The 18,678-nt window shown below is 37.8% G+C and carries 14 protein-coding genes; 9 read left to right on the top strand and 5 right to left on the bottom strand.

All coding sequences use genetic code 11. The features are described from left to right. Nucleotides 1-84 precede the first annotated feature (84 nt). Nucleotides 85-534, top strand: coding sequence for a peptide-methionine (R)-S-oxide reductase MsrB (gene msrB / locus Q360_RS0110325; RefSeq protein ID WP_027077027.1), 450 nt, complete (start codon nucleotides 85-87; stop codon nucleotides 532-534). A 1-nt stretch (nucleotide 535) separates the two neighbouring features. Next, nucleotides 536-1,078, top strand: coding sequence for a peptide-methionine (S)-S-oxide reductase MsrA (msrA, locus tag Q360_RS0110330; RefSeq protein ID WP_027077028.1), 543 nt, complete (start codon nucleotides 536-538; stop codon nucleotides 1,076-1,078). A gap of 55 nt (nucleotides 1,079-1,133) precedes the next feature. On the opposite strand, the gene Q360_RS0110335 is transcribed toward msrA, so the two are convergent. After that, complete coding sequence (locus tag Q360_RS0110335; protein WP_027077029.1) at nucleotides 1,134-3,278, bottom strand: carboxy terminal-processing peptidase; 2,145 nt, start codon at nucleotides 3,276-3,278, stop codon at nucleotides 1,134-1,136. 184 nt (nucleotides 3,279-3,462) lie between these two features. On the opposite strand from Q360_RS0110335, the gene surE reads away from it, so the two are divergent. From surE to Q360_RS0110365, 5 genes are all read left to right on the top strand, one after another. Beyond that, nucleotides 3,463-4,242 carry a 5'/3'-nucleotidase SurE gene (gene surE / locus Q360_RS0110345; protein ID WP_027077030.1) on the top strand — a complete coding sequence of 260 codons (780 nt, stop codon included), beginning with the start codon at nucleotides 3,463-3,465 and terminating at the stop codon, nucleotides 4,240-4,242. A 152-nt stretch (nucleotides 4,243-4,394) separates the two neighbouring features. After that, on the top strand, nucleotides 4,395-4,679 hold the full coding sequence (locus Q360_RS0110350) for a hypothetical protein (RefSeq protein ID WP_027077031.1): 285 nt from the start codon (nucleotides 4,395-4,397) through the stop codon (nucleotides 4,677-4,679). Next, nucleotides 4,680-5,795 (top strand): lipid-A-disaccharide synthase, encoded by a 1,116-nt coding sequence (gene lpxB, locus Q360_RS0110355; RefSeq protein WP_027077032.1) that lies wholly within the window; start codon nucleotides 4,680-4,682, stop codon nucleotides 5,793-5,795. It begins immediately after the preceding gene. 281 nt (nucleotides 5,796-6,076) lie between these two features. After that, on the top strand, nucleotides 6,077-6,643 hold the full coding sequence (locus Q360_RS0110360) for a C40 family peptidase (RefSeq protein ID WP_051554661.1): 567 nt from the start codon (nucleotides 6,077-6,079) through the stop codon (nucleotides 6,641-6,643). 1 nt (nucleotide 6,644) lies between these two features. Then, nucleotides 6,645-8,669 (top strand): ComEC/Rec2 family competence protein, encoded by a 2,025-nt coding sequence (locus tag Q360_RS0110365; protein ID WP_027077034.1) that lies wholly within the window; start codon nucleotides 6,645-6,647, stop codon nucleotides 8,667-8,669. On the opposite strand, the gene Q360_RS0110370 is transcribed toward Q360_RS0110365, so the two are convergent. Continuing rightward, on the bottom strand, nucleotides 8,666-10,195 hold the full coding sequence (locus Q360_RS0110370) for a peptide MFS transporter (RefSeq protein ID WP_027077035.1): 1,530 nt from the start codon (nucleotides 10,193-10,195) through the stop codon (nucleotides 8,666-8,668). The two genes, Q360_RS0110365 and Q360_RS0110370, sit on opposite strands and share 4 nt — an antisense overlap. A gap of 33 nt (nucleotides 10,196-10,228) precedes the next feature. Further along, nucleotides 10,229-12,394, bottom strand: coding sequence for a S9 family peptidase (locus Q360_RS0110375; RefSeq protein ID WP_027077036.1), 2,166 nt, complete (start codon nucleotides 12,392-12,394; stop codon nucleotides 10,229-10,231). Between the two features lie 214 nt (nucleotides 12,395-12,608). Between Q360_RS0110375 and Q360_RS0110380 the strand changes: the two genes are divergently transcribed. Together Q360_RS0110380 and Q360_RS0110385 are read left to right on the top strand one after the other, a co-directional pair. Beyond that, nucleotides 12,609-13,931, top strand: a complete 1,323-nt coding sequence (locus tag Q360_RS0110380; RefSeq protein ID WP_027077037.1) for a hydroxymethylglutaryl-CoA reductase, degradative — start codon at nucleotides 12,609-12,611, stop codon at nucleotides 13,929-13,931. Next, complete coding sequence (locus Q360_RS0110385) at nucleotides 13,928-14,842, top strand: GYDIA family GHMP kinase (RefSeq protein WP_027077038.1); 915 nt, start codon at nucleotides 13,928-13,930, stop codon at nucleotides 14,840-14,842. Before Q360_RS0110380 ends, Q360_RS0110385 begins: the two co-directional genes overlap by 4 nt. Before the next feature lie 277 nt (nucleotides 14,843-15,119). On the opposite strand, the gene Q360_RS0110390 is transcribed toward Q360_RS0110385, so the two are convergent. Further along, nucleotides 15,120-17,240 (bottom strand): peptidylprolyl isomerase, encoded by a 2,121-nt coding sequence (locus tag Q360_RS0110390; protein ID WP_027077039.1) that lies wholly within the window; start codon nucleotides 17,238-17,240, stop codon nucleotides 15,120-15,122. Between the two features lie 93 nt (nucleotides 17,241-17,333). Beyond that, nucleotides 17,334-18,560 carry a hemolysin family protein gene (locus Q360_RS0110395; protein ID WP_051554663.1) on the bottom strand — a complete coding sequence of 409 codons (1,227 nt, stop codon included), beginning with the start codon at nucleotides 18,558-18,560 and terminating at the stop codon, nucleotides 17,334-17,336. Between the last annotated feature and the right edge of the window lie 118 nt (nucleotides 18,561-18,678).

The raw sequence follows: 18,678 nt of genomic DNA on the forward strand, positions 1-18,678 counted from the left end.
TTTAGCTTAATTTTGTAAGAATTGAGGTTCTGATACGACCAATAGAGTAGCTGAAAAAAAATTAAAAAGAAAGAAAAACTTATGATTATTACTTGGAAAGATGTTATTCATTTTTCGGTTAGCGGCAATCCCGTTCCCGATAAAAGAGTAGAAAAAACTGAAAACGAATGGGCAGCACTATTGACACCCGAACAGTTTAGAATTACCAGAAAAAAAGGAACTGAAGCACCACATTCTGGAGCCCTATGTAGTGCCCACGACGCAGGTAAATACGAATGTATTTGCTGTAGTACGCCCCTTTTCGATTCTACCATTAAATTTGAATCAGGAACCGGATGGCCAAGCTTTACCCAACCCATAACGCAAAACGCCATAAAGTATTTTAAGGACAGTTCTTTTGGAATGGTGCGTGTTGAAGTGCTTTGCAATACCTGTGACGCTCACCTTGGACATGTTTTCCCAGACGGACCAGAGCCAAGCGGTCTTCGTTATTGCATTAATTCAGAATCCATGAACATAACGAAGTCGGAATAATATGCAAAATAAAATTAGTGAGGTTGCTACCCTAGGCGGTGGTTGCTTCTGGTGCACGGAAGCCGTTTTTCAAGAAGTAAAAGGAGTCTCCTTGGTAGTCTCTGGTTATACAGGTGGCGCAGCTCCGGGCAGACCAACATATAGGGAGATTTGTTCAGGACTAACAGGACATGCAGAAGTGGTTCAAATCACCTACAACCCGACCATAATTTCCTTTGCGGATATACTAATGATTTTCATGACCACCCACGACCCTACCACGTTAAATAGACAAGGGGCAGATGTGGGAACACAGTATCGTTCGGTTATCTACTATTATAACCCAGAACAACAGAAAGTTGCCCAAGCAGTAGTAGTAGAAATAGACACCTATTTCGAAAATCCTGTTATCACTGAAATTAGTCCTATGGGAATTTTCTACAATGCAGAGAAGGACCACCAAGATTATTATAAGAATAATACGTCACAAGGATATTGCCAAGTAGTCATTAACCCTAAGTTAGCAAGGTTACGGAAACTTCATGGGGATAAATTGAAGTCGTAGAATTAAAAGAGCCACTTCAAAAGAAGTGGCTCTTTTAATTAAAACCAGATGTTTGTTAGTTTTTTACACTACTAGCCAACTTCATATTTTTAATGTTGTTCATTTTCAAATCTTCTAAGACGTTCACTGCTTCCTCTACGTAAACATCTTTAGCCAAATTCTTGTGCCAACGATCTCTCTTTTCACGTAAAACGGAATCTTGCGTAAACAACTCCTGTTCGTACTTTAAAGATTCAAAGGTTAGCTTGGAATCATAATCAGAAAGTTTTTTATAGAAGTCAGAATGCTCTCTATCCTTTTCTTGTTCTTCCTTATACGTTTTGTAATTAAGTGAAATATCGGTTTCGTCCTGCTCAGCTTTCAACCATTTTGCATTTTCCTCAATTAGTTTCATTTGAGGATTTCCTTCCATACGCTTCTTACTATTTTCAATAGTCTTGTCATAATCTATATACCCGTCCCATAACGTATATTCTGCAGGAGAAATCTTATCCCATTTTAACGGGTTGGACTGATCTTTTTCACCCAAATCTATATAACTGTATTTGTCCGGGACTACAACATCACTCTTAACACCTTCTAGCTGGGTAGAACCACCGTTTATTCGGTAGAATTTTTGTGTTGTTAATTTAATGGCACCTAAATCCCCGTGTTCGTTACTACGCACAATGTTCGACAAAGGAATTACGTTTTGCACGGTACCTTTTCCAAAAGTCTGTTTACTCCCTATAACGATACCTCTTTTGTAATCCTGCATTGCTGCTGCCAATATTTCTGATGCCGATGCGGATAGCTCATTTACTAGAATTACCAGAGGTCCATCCCACTGCACCCTTTCATCTTTATCATCATACACATCTTTCTTCTCACCACCAGAACGTACTTGAACAACAGGACCATCCTTAATGAATAAACCTGCCATTTCTACTACCGTTTTTAAAGACCCGCCTCCATTGTCCCTAAGGTCCAAAATTAGCCCTTCCGCGCCTTCCTGCTTTAAGCGTTCTACTTCCTTGGCTACATCTGAAGCGGCATTTCGATTACTGTAATCCTCAAAGTCGACATAAAACTTAGGCAAATTGATGATGCCAAATTTCTCTTCCCCCTTAAGGATATAGGCAGACTTGGCATAGGATTCTTCAAGCTCCACCACATCCCTTGTTAGTGAAACCACATCCAAAGACCCATCTACTTTTTTCACCGTAAGGTCTACAATAGTACCTTGTGCACCCTTTATCAATTTAATGGCGTCATCCAAACGCATGCCCACAATATTAATGGGTTCTTCGCCATTTTGGCCAACTTTAATTATTTCATCGCCTACCTCTAAACTCCCATCTCTCCAAACAGGACCGCCAGAAATGACTTCCACAATTTTTGCTCCTTCTGGTTTTTTTTGTAGTCGGGCTCCAATACCTTCAAATTTACCTGACATACTTACATCAAAACGTTCTTTGTCCTCTGGTCCAAAATAAAAGGTATGCGGATCAAACTCGTCAACAATGGTATTGATATATTGTTCGAACCAATCCTTACGTTCCAAATCGCTCACAAAATCAAAAAACTCATCCAGCGTTGCCTCTGTTGACTCCCTAGCTTCTTTCTCTGCTTCCTCAGGACTATGTGCACCATGGTCATGATCATCAAATACTCCGGATTCATCTTTCTTTTCCGCATGCGTTAGTTTAGAATCAAAGGTGCCTAAAGTAGCATACTTTAATTGCTTTCTCCATCGTTCTTGCAGTTTCTTTTTACTAGAAACAAAAGATTCTTCATCATATTTTATACTGATACTTTCATCATCATTATAATCAAAAGGTGACTTGAGTACCTCTTTATAGACCCCCTTGGCATCATCCATACGCTCCATCAACCTTGCATATACCACATTAAAAAAAGTAATATCTGTATTCTTGATTTGATCGTCTATCTGAAACTTGTACTGCTCAAATTCAGCGATATCAGAAGCAAGAAAATACCGTTTTGTAGGATCTACAACATCGATAAAATCTTCAAAAACGCTTACCGAAAAATCATCGTTGATTAGCTTTGGTTCGTAATGTCCTTTTTCTAAGACGTAGGTAATAAGGTCTAACAACAATTTATCCTTATCATCGTTCTCAAAAGATTTATTGGTAAAACTGCAAGAAGCAACAGCCACTAACAATCCTACAGAAATGTAGACTAAATTTCTTTTCATAAAACTATTTTTTATTTTTTTTTTCAAAATTTTTGGGGTTTAAATACTTCTTTTTCTAAGCTATAATTCCCTAAGATAAAGAAAAAACCATGCCAACTTTGCAACATGTCTTTAAATTTTTGTTAAACGGTACGCTCTTCCAATCCTGTATAAAAACGTATTTTTACCTTACAAAGTATATCACATGAAAAAACCCTTAATTTTAGTTACAAACGATGATGGCATCACCGCTCCAGGGCTTCGCACTTTGGTTATGCTAATGAAGACCTTAGGTGATGTTATCGTAGTGGCTCCGGATAGTCCTCAATCGGGTATGGGACATGCCATTACCTTGGATAGCACACTCTATTCCAAAAAAATGAAAACGAATACGGATGATACTGGAAATGAAGAATATAGCTGTAGTGGAACACCAGCAGACTGTGTTAAATTGGCCCTACAAGAACTGTTAGACAGAAAACCAGATATCTGCGTAAGCGGTATTAACCATGGATCTAATTCCTCTATAAACGTTATTTATTCTGGCACCATGAGCGCTGCTATAGAGGCAGGTATAGAAGGAATACCCGCTATCGGTTTTTCGCTTTGCGATTACAATTGGGATGCTGATTTTTCTCACGCAGGTAGTTTTATAACTAAAATCGTTACACAAGCACTAACAAACGGAATACCTAAAGGCGTAGTGCTAAACGTTAATATTCCAAAGCTTGAAAAAAAGTATTTAAAAGGAATAAAAATCTGTAGACAGGCCAAAGCGAACTGGAAGGAAAAATTTGACAAACGAATCAGCCCAATGGGTAAGGATTATTATTGGCTCACTGGAAAATTTGAATTACTGGACAAAGGAGAGGATACGGATGAATGGGCACTGGCGAACGGATTTATTTCTGTTGTACCCACACAATTTGACCTTACCGCCCACCATGCAATTCAGGAATTGAATTCTTGGGTTTTTAGAGGGTAGGCATCAGTGATTAATAAAATGTGCGTTGAATATCTTTATAAGGGGTTGAACGAAAACTAAATTTGAAACTGACTGTTGCGAACGTCTTTGGCACTTTACACTTGAACTTTGTATTTGTATTTGTATTTGTATTTGTATTTTATATTAAACTCATGAACGTTAAAAAAGAAGTAATCATAGGTTTTTTGGTCGGCCTAATCGCCAATACTATAGGAACGCTATTGTACATTTTACTATTTTCCAACTTCAGCATAAAAGAAACCTATCAAGCAGCTGTTACCCAAGGGCATGTTGGAAGCCTATTAGCCTTAGGAGCTATTTTAAACTTAGTGGCTTTCTTCGGTTTTTTAAAGCTGAAAAGGAATGAACGAGCAAAAGGCGTATTAATAGCGACAATGCTCACGGCTTTCATTATTCTATACTATAAAGTATTTTAAATGAAGTATTATATAATCGCTGGTGAAGCCTCTGGAGACCTACATGGGTCCAATTTAATTAAAGCTTTAAAAGTGGAAGACACCGATGCTGATATTCGTTGTTGGGGCGGGGATTTAATGCAGAGTGCTGGCGGGGATTTAGCAAAACATTACAAGGATATGGCCTTTATGGGGTTCTTGGAAGTGCTCATGAACCTAGGTGCTATTTTTAAAAATATTGCTTTTTGCAAGTCCGACATTACATACTTTCAACCAGACATCATTGTGTTTATTGACTACTCAGGTTTTAACCTTAGGATAGCAAAATGGGCTAAGAAAAAGGGAATTAGAACTAATTATTACATCTCTCCACAGTTGTGGGCTTCAAGAGAAGGACGAATAGAAAAGATAAAAAGAGATGTAGATGCCATGCATGTTATTCTTCCGTTCGAAGAAGAATTTTATAAAAAACATAACTACCCTGTCAACTTTGTAGGACACCCCTTAATCGACGCTATTTCCAATAGGGCCGAACTAAATGAGGAGTTATTTCGGACTAACCATCAGCTCGATACCAAAAAACCAATTATAGCATTACTTCCCGGAAGCCGTAAACAAGAAGTTCAGAAAATGTTATCTGTTATGCTCTCCTTAACAGCAGATTTTCCCGATCACGAATTTGTAATTGCCGGTGCTCCCAGTTTGGACAAGGAATTTTATACGCCATATTTATCGGGTAAAAATGTAAAAATTATACAAAACAAGACCTACGACCTGCTTTCGATTGCCACAGCAGCTTTGGTTACCAGTGGCACCGCAACTTTAGAAACAGCTTTATTTAAGGTACCACAGGTAGTTTGCTACAAAGCAAACTGGATATCCTATCAAATTGCAAAACGCATTATAACTCTAGAATATATTTCCTTGGTCAATTTAATTATGAAAAAAGAAGTAGTAACCGAACTCATTCAGAACAACTTTACCCAAAAGAAACTCAAGACTGCGTTGGTGGACATTCTATTAGGCCCTGCTAGAAGGGAACAAATACTAAACTATGGCGCACTCATTAAAAAATTGGGTGGTACAGGTGCCAGTGCCAAAGCAGCATCACATATTTACAAGAATAGTATAAAATAGTATTCTAAAGTCTATTTCAGTAGCTATAAAAAATATCTAATTATCGGTAGTATTCGTAATCCCGCTCCTTACTTGCCAAAAAGAAACAAATTAAACAACTTTGGAAATTAGAACAGCTTTCCCTCGATTAATTAACTGACTCAAATAGAAATGAGATTCAGACCTAACACACAACGACACAACCAAGACCTATCCGTTAGGTTTTTTGTGCATGGCTTAACATTATATAAAATAATTCTATAATTTTAGGGTTCAAGTATAAAAGATACCACTTGTAAATTATGCAAAAACTATTCTACCTTTTCTTAGTCATGTTCATTGCTGGTTGTGGTAGCGGTAAGAAAACGAGCTTATCTACCAAAGAGCGAAGAATTTCCGTGGCAGCTGCCGACAACCTAAGAAGGGGCATTACTGAAACAACGGAACGCGTAGTGGAAAAATCAAGCGTTACTAACCATCCCAACTCCAAAGCAGATAAGGTCATCAATACCGCACTTACCTTTTCTGGAGTGCGGTATAAGTTCGGAGGAACCACACGAAAAGGAATGGATTGCTCTGGATTACTTTACATTTCTTTTGGAGAACATAATATAAGTCTTCCAAGGACATCAATCCATATGGCAGAGGAAGGAAAGAAAATAAAAATCAAAGATGTTGAAAAAGGTGATTTACTCTTCTTTAAAACAAAAAAACGCGCCAAACGAATCAACCATGTAGGTATGGTGGTAAAAGTAGAAGGAGATGACGTCAAGTTTATACACGCATCCACTTCTCGTGGCGTAACGGTATCCTCATTACGCGAAGGTTTTTGGAACAGTGCCTTTGTAAAAGCAACTAGAATTTTATAAGATGAAACTATTAGCGTTCGTTCCAATAAAACTTACGCTGTTGCTTATTATTGGAATCCTCATTGGCTTCTATTTTCCTTTTAATAACCTTTTTTCCCTTACGCTAACAGTCTTACTATTTGTAAGTCTAGGTATCGTATATGCATATAAACAAGATACAAAATCCATCTGGTTCGGAATAATGGCTGGTCTTACGACCATTACCTTAGGAATATTTCTCATACAACATGCGCAACCACAACAAGGCAGGCTTCATTACAGCACCCTTACTTTAGGACAACAATCCGTTTGTCACTTGAAAATCAAAGAAGTCTTAAAACCTACGGTGTTTTCGGAGCGTTATATTGCAGAAATCAAAGCTGTAGATAGTTTATTTGCCACTGGAAAACTGATACTCAATAAACCCCTGAGCGATAGCCTCACAACCTTATCAGTAGATAGCGAGATTTACACCATAAAAGAACTAACCGCCATTAAACCACCACTAAACCCGCATCAATTTAGTTATAAGGTTTATTTAGAGCAATTGGGAATTTACCATCAGCTAAAGTTAACACCAAGCAGCTATTACAAAAAAGAAAATCCATCTAAAACTATTTTTGGGATTGCTGCAAGTGCAAGAAATCATATCATAGAAAAATTAAAGGGCGGGAGTTTTGGACAGGAAGAACTTGGGGTTATACAAGCTTTACTTCTAGGACAACGTACTGATATTTCGAAAGAGATCTATGATAATTACAAGAACGCAGGAGCAGTACATATACTTGCGCTATCAGGTTTACATATTGGCATCCTATTATTGGTATTACAGTTTTTATTACAGCCCTTAGATTACCTACCTCACGGAAAGAAAATCAGTTTAATTCTAACTGTACTATTATTATGGGGCTTTGCTTTTTTAGCCGGACTTTCAGCTTCCATTGTTCGGGCATGTACCATGTTCAGCTTTGTGGCCTACGCACTGTACCTGAACCGACCTAGCAACACATTTAATATTCTTGCACTTTCCATGTTTTTTATTCTTTTCTTCATCAATCCAAATCTTTTATTTCACGTGGGTTTTCAAATGAGCTACGCCGCAGTGCTTGCTATTGTTTGGATATATCCTATGTTACAAAAATTATGGTATCCAAAATACAAACCTATCCGATATGTTTGGCAGTTGCTCTCAATAAGTGTTGCTGCTCAATTGGGTGTTTTACCCATAAGTCTGTTCTATTTTCATCAATTTCCTGGTTTGTTCTTTATTTCCAACCTCCTCATTATTCCTGCCTTGGGTTTCATTTTGGGTATGGGAATTCTAGTGATTTTCCTAGCTCTTATTAACCAATTACCCAGCACACTAGCCTGGTTTTTTAATGAACTAATTTCATACATGAATAAGATAGTAGCTTGGGTGGCCCAACAAGAAGATTTTATTTTTAAGCAGATTTCCTTCGATGTTATACAACTTCTATTAGTCTACGCCCTAATTACCACCCTAGTTCTCTTGTTGAAGCAACTACATTTCAAACGGGTAGTATTCTTTCTTACAAGCTTGCTGATGTTTCAATGCTATACCATATATCAAATAATTGCAGCGAGTCAAAAAAATAAGGTAATGGTATTACATCAGAGCAAAAACACGGTTATTTTTGAAAGAAATGGCTGGAATACAACCGTATTAACCTCGGATAGCACAGCTGCGAAAAACCCTGTAACCGATATGAAAATTGGCGAACGCATTCGTAATATCTCCTATGAAAATGTAGCAAATAGTTATTTAATCAATGAAAAACGGTTCTTTATTTTAGATAGTCTAGGTGTCTATCCATCAGAAAACATAGAACAAATCATTTTGCTCACCCATTCCCCAAAAATCAATTTAGATAGGTTTATAACAACGACTAATCCAAGCGAAATTATTGCTGATGGCAGCAACTATACAAGTTATATCGCACGATGGAAAGCCACCTGTATCAAAAGAAAAATCCCTTTTCACTATACCGGCGAAAAGGGATTCTATTCTTTTGGAGCTATAGATTAATGCACCTTACCCATTAGTTTTTTAATCAAAGGCGATGCTACCAATACAAGAATACCGGCCACTACGGCATACTTTGCTATCAATTCAAAACCGTCTGTATATACCGATAAAGTCTCAAAACCACCTACATTCTTGTCCGTACTTTCAATAGCCAACTGTTTTCCAATAAACCCGACTACTTGAAAGGCAAAGGAAGAAGATAAAAACCACACGCCCATCATAAATGCAACAATGCGTTTTGGGGATAAATCCGTAATCTTTGAAAGCCCAACGGGAGACATAAACAACTCCCCTATAGACAACAAAAAATACATTAATAATAAATAAGCAAAAGGAACTAAGCCATTGGCATCGGCGCTATTGGCGCTTATGGCAAGCACATAAAAGCTGATACCAGCAAAAAGTAATCCCATTCCAAATTTATATGGAGTTCTGGGGTTACGGTTCTTCTTACTTAGGTAAGTCCACATCAAAGAGATAGGAATGGCCAAAATAATAATGAACATAGAATTTAACGAATTGGTTTGCGCGGCCGACATTAAGGTCAGTTCTACATTTCTTGCAGCAAATAAGGTTATAACACTGCCAGACAATTCATGAAAGCCCCAGAATATTGTCATGAAAAACGTGATCAGAACGGCGACAAAAAGTTTTTTACGCTCTTCCAAGGTAGCTTTAATCATAATATTGGCTAGGTAAACCAATATCAGCACTGCAATACCCTTAAAAATAATATTGACGATATTTTGATCTCCTAAAAATGTTCCTTCAGCTCCCAAAGATTTATATGCGGATAATAAATAGGCAATAACTGGGGCAGCAAGAACGGTCAAAATAGGAATTAAGACACCCTGCTTTATGCCAAATACTTTCTTGTGCATAACTTCTTCGTTTGGAGGCAGCCCTCTATCCCCAAATACGTTCTTGCGTATACCGCTCCAAAAAACTATCAAGCCTGTAAGCATTCCTATTCCAGCCAAACCAAAACCATAGTGCCAACCATAGGCATAGGCCAACCAACCACAAAGCAGCGGAGCTATCCAACCTCCAATATTAATTCCCATGTAAAAAATAGTGAAGCCTGAATCTTTTTTAGGATCACCCTCTGGGTAAAGCGTGCCTACAAAAGTTGAAATGTTAGGCTTAAAAAAACCATTACCCACTATTATCAATGCAAGTGCTAGAAAAAACGCCATATCATTCTCTATGGCCAATACAAAATGGCCTACTGCCATCAATATACCACCCAAGAAAATCGAATTTCGCATTCCCAAAATTTTATCTGAAATCTGACCACCAATTACGGTAGATGCGTACACCAATGACCCATAGGATGCATAAACAGCGGCAGTAGCAAAATCCCTCTCAGCAAGTGCTTCAAAAACAACCTCGACCATGTAAAGAGTCAACAAAGCTCGCATACCATAAAAACTGAACCGTTCCCACATTTCTGCAAAAAACAGGTAAAACAATCCTACAGGATGTCCAAAAAGTTCCTTTTGAGTTGCTGGCTTCATTTCTGTCATAATATCTTGGTTTTAGTTGGCACTGAAGGTTGGTTAAAGTTTTGATGTTACAAAATCAGTCATTTTAGTATATAAATGAATACGGGTATTACCGCCTTTTATGCTGTGATTTTTATCTGGATAAATAGCCCAGTCAAATTGCTTATTGGCTTGGACCAGAGCTTCTACCATACGCATGGTATTTTGCACATGTACGTTATCATCGCCGGAGCCATGAATCAATAAGTAATCCCCTTTAAGCAACTCAGGATAATTAAAAGGAGAATTATCATCGTAACCACTTGGGTTCTCTTCGGGTGTGCGCATAAAGCGTTCCGTATAAATAGTATCGTAAAAGCGCCATGAGGTTACCGGTGCTACCGCTATGGCCATCTCAAAGGTGTCGTTTCCTTTTAAAAGGCAGTTGGTAGACATATGTCCGCCAAAACTCCATCCCCAAATCCCGGTACGCTGTTCATCTATATAGTCTAATTCACTGAGTTTTTTTGCAGCTGCAATCTGGTCTTCGGTCTCGTATTTGACTAAATTCAAATAGGTTACTTTTTTAAAGTCGCTCCCTTTATAACCAGTTCCCCTACCATCGACACAGGCAACGATATAACCTTTGGAAACCAATAATTGGTGCCAGTAATCCCTATCGGACATCCAAGTATTAGATACATTTTGTGACCCGGGACCACTGTATTGATACATCAACAGTGGGTATTTTTTAGAAGCATCAAAATCCGCAGGTTTAATCATATACATATTCAAATCGTTCCCATTAATGGTAATGGTAGAAAACTCCTTAGGACTGGTTTCATAGCCTTCCAGTTTTTGAGATAGCGCGGTATTGTCTAATATGTCCTTTACTTTTTTTCCGCTTAACGAAATATGTAAGGTGTACTTTGGTGGCGTTGTGGCACTGGAATAATTATTAATAAAATACGTGAAATTAGCACTAAAAGAGGCTGAATTAACACCCGCCGCTACTGCTAAATCCTTTCTTTTCTTTCCGTTGCTCTCCACACTATAAACACCACGATTTACGGTGCCATTTTCGGTAGACTGATAATAAATCTTATCCTCATTCTGGTCGTAACCATAATACTTGGTAACCTCCCAAGTACCTTTTGTAATCTGATTCATTAATTTTCCATCTGAATTATGCAGGTAAATATGGTTCCAACCATCTTTTTCACTAGTCCATATAAAACTATCATCGGCCAAAAAAGTTAGGTTATCGTGAATATCAATATAGGCCTTGTCGGTTTCCTCAAGAAGTAGGGATACGTTACCGGTCTTAGCATCTACCAAATGGAACTTTAAATGGTTTTGGTGCCTATTCAAAGTCTGAACACTTAATGATTCTTTGTGGTTCATCCATTTAATTCTAGGAATATAATAGGCGTCACCCAAATCTATCTTTGTTGTTTCACCTCTTCCCACATCATAGGTATGCAAACTAACTATGGCATTGTCCTCTCCGGCCTTTGGATATTTAAATACATGCTGACTAGGATATTTCTCCATTCCGTATACATCCATAGAAAACTCTGGAACGTTAGTTTCATCAAATCGTAAAAAAGCGATGGTACTGCCGTCTGCATTCCATTCAAAGGCCCTTACAAAAGAAAACTCCTCTTCGTAGACCCAATCCGTAACCCCATTAATAATCTTGTTTTTTACACCATCTTCTGTTACCTGTTTGGTCGTACCGCTTTCCAAATTCATCAAAAATAAATTATTATCCTTCACATAAGCCACTTTCTTATTGTCAGGAGACAAGGTAGGCTCCTGTATTTTGGCGTCATTTATTTTTATTAGTTTTTCAGAAGCAATATCATACACATAAAAAACACCTAGGGTAGACCTCCTAAATATAGACTCTACTTGGGTTGCTAACAATAACTTAGATTCGTCTTCGCTATAGCTGTACGAAGAGAAATCTTCCAGCCGCTCCAAATCACCTGTAGAGATAACAGTAGCAACTTTTTCCAAGGTGCTATAATCATAGGTGTCAACGGATACTATTCCGCGATACGGGTCTTTACTTAAAACGGTATACTGCTTCCCATTGTTCATGGACCGAAGCACATCCATTCCCTGCGTTTGGAATTCTCCAGTATAAATATTAGTTACGGAAATCTGCTTTTGCTGTGCGATTATTAATGGATTAAAACAAAGTAGGGCAAGCAAAAAAAAGTATCTGAATCGCATAAAGTGATAAAATTTGTTCTAACTATCAAGTTTACCACTATTTCCGTGAAAAACCTCTAAATAGAGCAAAAAAGACAGGCAATTCAATAGACTTAAAGCGGTGTTTTTATTCAAGACAATATGATTATCTTTACTTTTTATTACCCAAAATAAAACTATAAAATTGCAGTTGAGTACCTAGTGCACTTGTCAATAAACGCAGAAACCAAAATACATGACAACCCCTATTAGTGGTTTTTCAAAACTCTCAAAAGGACAGAAAATAGATTGGCTTACTGAGCATTACACCAAAGACCCAGAAGCATCTAAAAAACTTATTTTAGCCTATTGGAATCAGGATAGTGATTTACAACAACTGCATGACGATTTTATTGAAAACACAATCACTAATTTATATATGCCTTTGGGTATTGCACCCAACTTTCTAATAAACGACGAACTATACGCCATACCTATGGCTATCGAAGAGAGTTCGGTAGTTGCCGCCGCAAGTAAAGCTGCTAAATTTTGGATGGATAGAGGCGGGTTTACCACTACGGTATTGGGCACTGAAAAAGTAGGACAAGTGCATTTTATATTTACGGGTGATTTTAAACAGCTTGAGTCTTATTTCAATTCGATAAAAGAAAAATTACATGCAGATAGTGCACACTTAACGGAAAGCATGGCTAAACGTGGGGGCGGTATCTCTGCTATTGAGCTAAGAGACAAAACCGACGACCTAACCAATTATTACCAACTACACTGCACCTTTGAAACAAAAGATGCTATGGGTGCTAATTTTATAAACAGTTGTCTAGAACAGTTTGCTACTACACTAAAGGAAGAAGCCTTTGGCTACGATGCCTTTACAGCGGAAGAAAAGCAAATAGAAGTGGTTATGAGTATCTTATCTAACTATGTTCCCAATTGTGTAGTAAAGGCATCTGTGAGTTGTCCTGTAGCCAAGTTAACGATTTCTTCTGATATTTCCTCAGAACTATTTGCTGAGAAAATGGTTCGTGCCGTTGCCATTGCAAAGGTAGAACCCTACCGTGCCGTAACCCATAATAAAGGTATTATGAATGGTATTGATGCTGTCGTACTTGCAACTGGGAATGATTTTAGGGCCATTGAGGCTGGCGTACATGCTTACGCGGCAAGAAACGGCAGTTATAGCAGCCTTACACATGCCGAAATCAAGGATGGGGTTTTTAGGTTTTGGATTGAGTTGCCTTTAGCCTTAGGTACCGTTGGCGGATTGACAAAGCTACATCCATTGGTGAAACTTAATCTAGAGTTATTACAAAATCCATCGTCAAAAAAATTAATGCAGATTATTGCAGTGGCCGGTTTAGCACAAAACTTTGCGGCAGTAAGCTCCTTGGTTACTACGGGCATACAAAAAGGTCACATGAAGATGCACTTAATGAATATGTTGAATCAACTTGGCGCAAACACTACCGAAAAGAACCAGTTGGTAACCCACTTTAAAACCAATACAGTAACCCATAGAGGCGTATCGGATGCTCTGGAGCAATTGAGAAACCCATCATGATGAAATCTTTTTACAGTAATGGTAAATTATTACTTTCAGGGGAGTACGCCATATTAGATGGTGCCGAAGGATGGGCAATTCCAACAACGTTTGGGCAATCACTAAAATTGACTGAAGATACCTCAGGAATACTTTCTTGGAAAAGTCTGGATACAGACGGGAATATTTGGTTTAAAGGGAGTTACGACTTAGTACGTTTTACAAAGCTATCTGCCTCGGATGAGGTTATCTCCAAAACCCTAATTCATCTGCTGAAACAAACCAGAATCTTACAGCCAAAATTCCTAACAGATACGAATGGATGTGCTGTAGAAACCGAATTGACGTTTCCTAGCAATTGGGGACTCGGCACTTCTTCTACCTTAATAAATAATATCGCAGAATGGGCAAAAATAAACCCCTATACCCTTTTAAAAGAAACCTTTGGGGGCAGTGGTTATGATATCGCATGTGCTCAAAACAATAATCCAATAGTATTTAAAATCAAAAACAACCAACCCATGGTTCGAGAGGTGGAGCCAAAACTTCCTTTTTCTGATCAGCTATATTTCGTATACCTGAACAAAAAAAAGAACAGTAGGGAAGCTATATCTGCATACCGAGAGCAACCAATAGACAAGGTAGTACTAATCAAAACAATTACCGAACTCACAAAAAAGCTTTTACAAGCTACTACTTTAAATGAATTTGAATCGGTATTGAACCTTCATGAAAAAACACTTTCACATGCTCTGAATGTTCCCACCATAAAAGAACAATTATTCCCCGATTATACCGGAAGTGTAAAAAGCTTAGGAGGTTGGGGTGGTGATTTTGTCATGGTTACAGAAAGAGAAAACACAATAAATTACTTTAAGACGAAAGGGTATACGACCATCCTTTCCTATTTCGATATGGTATTACCAAAATAGCCAGACGGAAACATTATAATTAACCTAAAAAATCCATTTAGAACACTCATGATAAAATAGACAGAAGTAAGGGGAATTCGAAATATTTACCAAATCTATTTTACCCGAAAAAGTTCAGCCACCGCTTCTAGTATAAGTAAAGATTTTATACAATGTGGTGTAGAAGAAACCTCTTTATACGTGGCGAGTTAAGTATAAAATATAGAGGACCCAATGGGCTAACCAAAAAGAGCCTCCAATATTGGAGGCTCTTTTTGGTTCATTTTATTGTAGCCAGTTAATAAAAAGTAGCTCTTTTATCTTCTATTTCAGCACCTCTTTTTAACGCGTTATAAACTGCAGTATTTACCCTGTTAGCTGCATTACTTTTTAAGGTATTCGCATACGTGCTATAATTATCTAACTTTGGAGCCTCCGTTCTTTTTGTAACCTCTATCATAAACACTCCAGTATTCCCTTCCAACAATCCGGAAGATTCACCCTGCGCCATACCATAAGCCGTTCCCACAACAATAGGTTCACTTCCTGCACCAGGAATGGTAGGTGACTTGACCGTTAACGCAGAAGCGGTTGAAACAGACACATTGTTGTCCTTAGCAAAGGCGTCCATTACTTTTCCTTTACTCGCTGAAATAATTTGAGCTGCTTTGCGCTCTTTTCTTAAAATAGGCAATACGGTCATTGAAGCATCTTCTGGAGCCATTGAACCTTCTTTGTATTTCCCGGTCACTTGAGCAACAGCATATCCGTTATTGATATTAAACCGTTTGATGTCACCAACATTGGTATCTCCATTAAACGCCCACTGTACTAAAGTACGTTGTAATCCTAAACCTGGTAAATTCTCATCCAATTCCTTTATGCTGTTCACCGGTCTTACCAAATAATCATTAGTTTTAGCTATACTTGAAAACTCATTTTCATCGGCAATCGTTTCCATTTCAAATTTCGTAGCGTTTGTAAATAAAGTATTAATGGTTTCCTCTGAAGCAAGAACCTCCCTGGAAAGGGTCGCTAACTGAACGATATCTTCCTTATCATCAACCTTAATAATATGAAAACCAAAATCCGTTTCTACCAAACCTACTTTTCCGATAGGATTAGAAAAAATAAAATCATTGAACTCTGCAGCTAATTTTCCCTGTTGAAAATAGCCTAGGTCTCCACCTTGTGGAGCTGAAGGTCCATCAGAGTTATCCCTTGCATACGCCGTAAAATCGGCTACATTATTCTTTACGTCCTTAAACAGTTCATTTGCTTTCGCCTCTGCTTCTTCCTTGGTTCTTTTGATATCTGGATTGGCACGTGTAGCTCCTTCGTATGTAATTAAGATATGACTAGATTTTATAGAACCATTAGGTTTTCTATCCATCATTTTTGTTACTTTATAAGAAACACCGTCTCTATAAGGACCATAAAACTCACCTACCTGCAAACTCATTAGCGTATCTGCAACAGTTGCTGACAATCCCTTTTTTGCCTTGTATATCGTATCGAATTGAACATCTGAATATCGGCTTAAGAACGCAGCCATGTTAGACGCATTGCTGAATCCTTTAATAGTATCATTGCGATCTGTCTTTGCATTATATTCAACCGTGTCGTCTAATAATTTTGCAACTGATGCTTTTATGGCTTGGTCATCTGCTGCTGACGGTTTTTCATCAAAATAAACGAATTGGATGTCCCTTGACTTTTCTTGCTTGTAATCACTCTGATGCTCTTTAACATATGCCGCAATCTCTTTCTTACTTACTGAGATGGTACTGTCTGCAATACTACTGTAAGGAACGCGAACATATTTGATATCCATTTTTTCGGAGGCTAATTTATAATCCAACTCTCCTTCTTTTAATGTAGCACCAACACCAGCTTTAACCAAATTGAAATAGGTTTGCTCCTTGGCCATTTGTACAATTTGTTCTTCCGTCTGCAGCCATGCATCGTATTGTGGAGGATTATTTACTTTCCAATCCATAACCGTTTGTCTAAATAAATTTGGATCAAACATGCCGTTAGCGTTTTGAAACTGCGGATTCTGTCCGTAACCAGCGGTTTCAAGAAAGTCTACGATTTGGTCTTGTTCTATGCCTATTCCCAAATCGTTAAACTGTGCTCCAAGAATACTATTCCTGACCTCTTGGTCCCAAACCTGATTCATCACTTGTAAAGAAGATGCTGTTGGCCCTACCCTTCTAGAAGCGACCTCTACTTTTTGCCTAAAATCGTCTATGGATAATTCATTGCCATTAATTTCTGCAACAGAAGAGCCTATTTTGCCACCACTTCCAAAATCACTACTGGTAAATACACCTGAAATCACAAATGCAAACAAGGCTAGACCTATAATCAAGATTAAAACCGTAGTACGTTTTCTTATATTTTCTAAAACTGCCATTCTATGATATGCTAAAAATTAGGTGGCGAAATTACCATTTTTAATTGAAATAATAAAAACTAAAAAGACTGGAAATGATAGCTGTAAATTTAATTAGTCTAAGTCCAGCAATTCCAGCGCAATCAAATCTATCTTGGTACTGGAGACTTCCTTAATTGTAAACTTACAATTATCAATATTAATTTCAGCTTCCTTCTCAGGAATTTCCCCTAGTTGATGCACCAACATACCACCTAAAGTCTCGTACTCATTGGATGAATTTAGACTAAGCTTATAGTTTTCGTTGAGATAATCTACCTCTAAGCGCGCCGAAAACAAAAAATTGGTTTCGTCAATCTGTTCTTCCCTTAAATCAGTAGTATCGTGCTCGTCCTCAATCTCTCCAAAAAGCTCCTCTACAATGTCCTCAACCGTCACAAGGCCAGACGTACCACCATATTCATCTAATACAACAGCAATACTTTTCCTTTTCTTTATCAGCACATTCAAAATATCCTGAACAAGCATAGTCTCTGGCACGAACTCAACGGGAAGAAGAATGCTTTTGATGGTTTTAGGTTTTTTAAACAACTCATAGGAATGTACGTACCCAATAACATTGTCTACCGTATCCTTAAAGACAAGGATTTTGGAAAATCCTGTCTCGGTAAACAGTTTAGCTAAATTCTTAGGTGTTTCATGGATTTCCACTGCCATGATTTCGGTTCTTGGAACCATTACTTCGCGGGCTTTTACAGTTGCAAATTCCAACGCGTTTTGAAAAATCTGTATTTCTGAATCTACTTCATCCTCTTCTTCTACAGTTTCCATTTGTTCGGTTATATAATCCCCTAACTCAATTTTAGTAAAAGCGAGCTGAACATCATCGCCTGGTGTTCGGAAGATATATTTTAGTATAAAATCCGATATGCCAATAATGAACTCGGATATTAACGAAAAAACAAGATAGAAAATATAAGCTGGTATCGCCAAAAGTCTAAGCAGGCTGTTCGCGTAAATTTGAAACAAGACCTTTGGAAGAAACTCTGCTGTAATAAGAATTACCAAGGTAGAAATAACAGTCTGGGTCAACAAGGTAAAATCTGTCAAAAACACCCTTACCAAGTTATTTTCCAGGGCTAGCCCAGAAAACCAGCTCATAAGTAGTTCGCCCATAAACAAACCATAAATTACTAAGGCAATATTGTTACCAATGAGCATGGTAGCGATAAACTTAGATGGTTTTTTGGTAAGCTTCGTAAATACCTTGGCAAGAACACCCTCCTGCTTTTTTTCGATTTCTATGTGAATCTTGTTCGCAGAAATAAAAGCAATTTCCATCCCCGAAAAAAAGGCTGAAAAAACAAGGGATAATATGATAATAAGAAGGTCTGGATCCACTATTAATTGTCATTATCCTTTTGGCGTTGTTCAAACTTTTTTCGGTAATTTCTTCGAA

Origin of the sequence: Maribacter antarcticus DSM 21422 (assembly GCF_000621125.1) — a bacterium.
GTDB classification, from domain to species: Bacteria; Bacteroidota; Bacteroidia; order Flavobacteriales; family Flavobacteriaceae; genus Maribacter; species Maribacter antarcticus.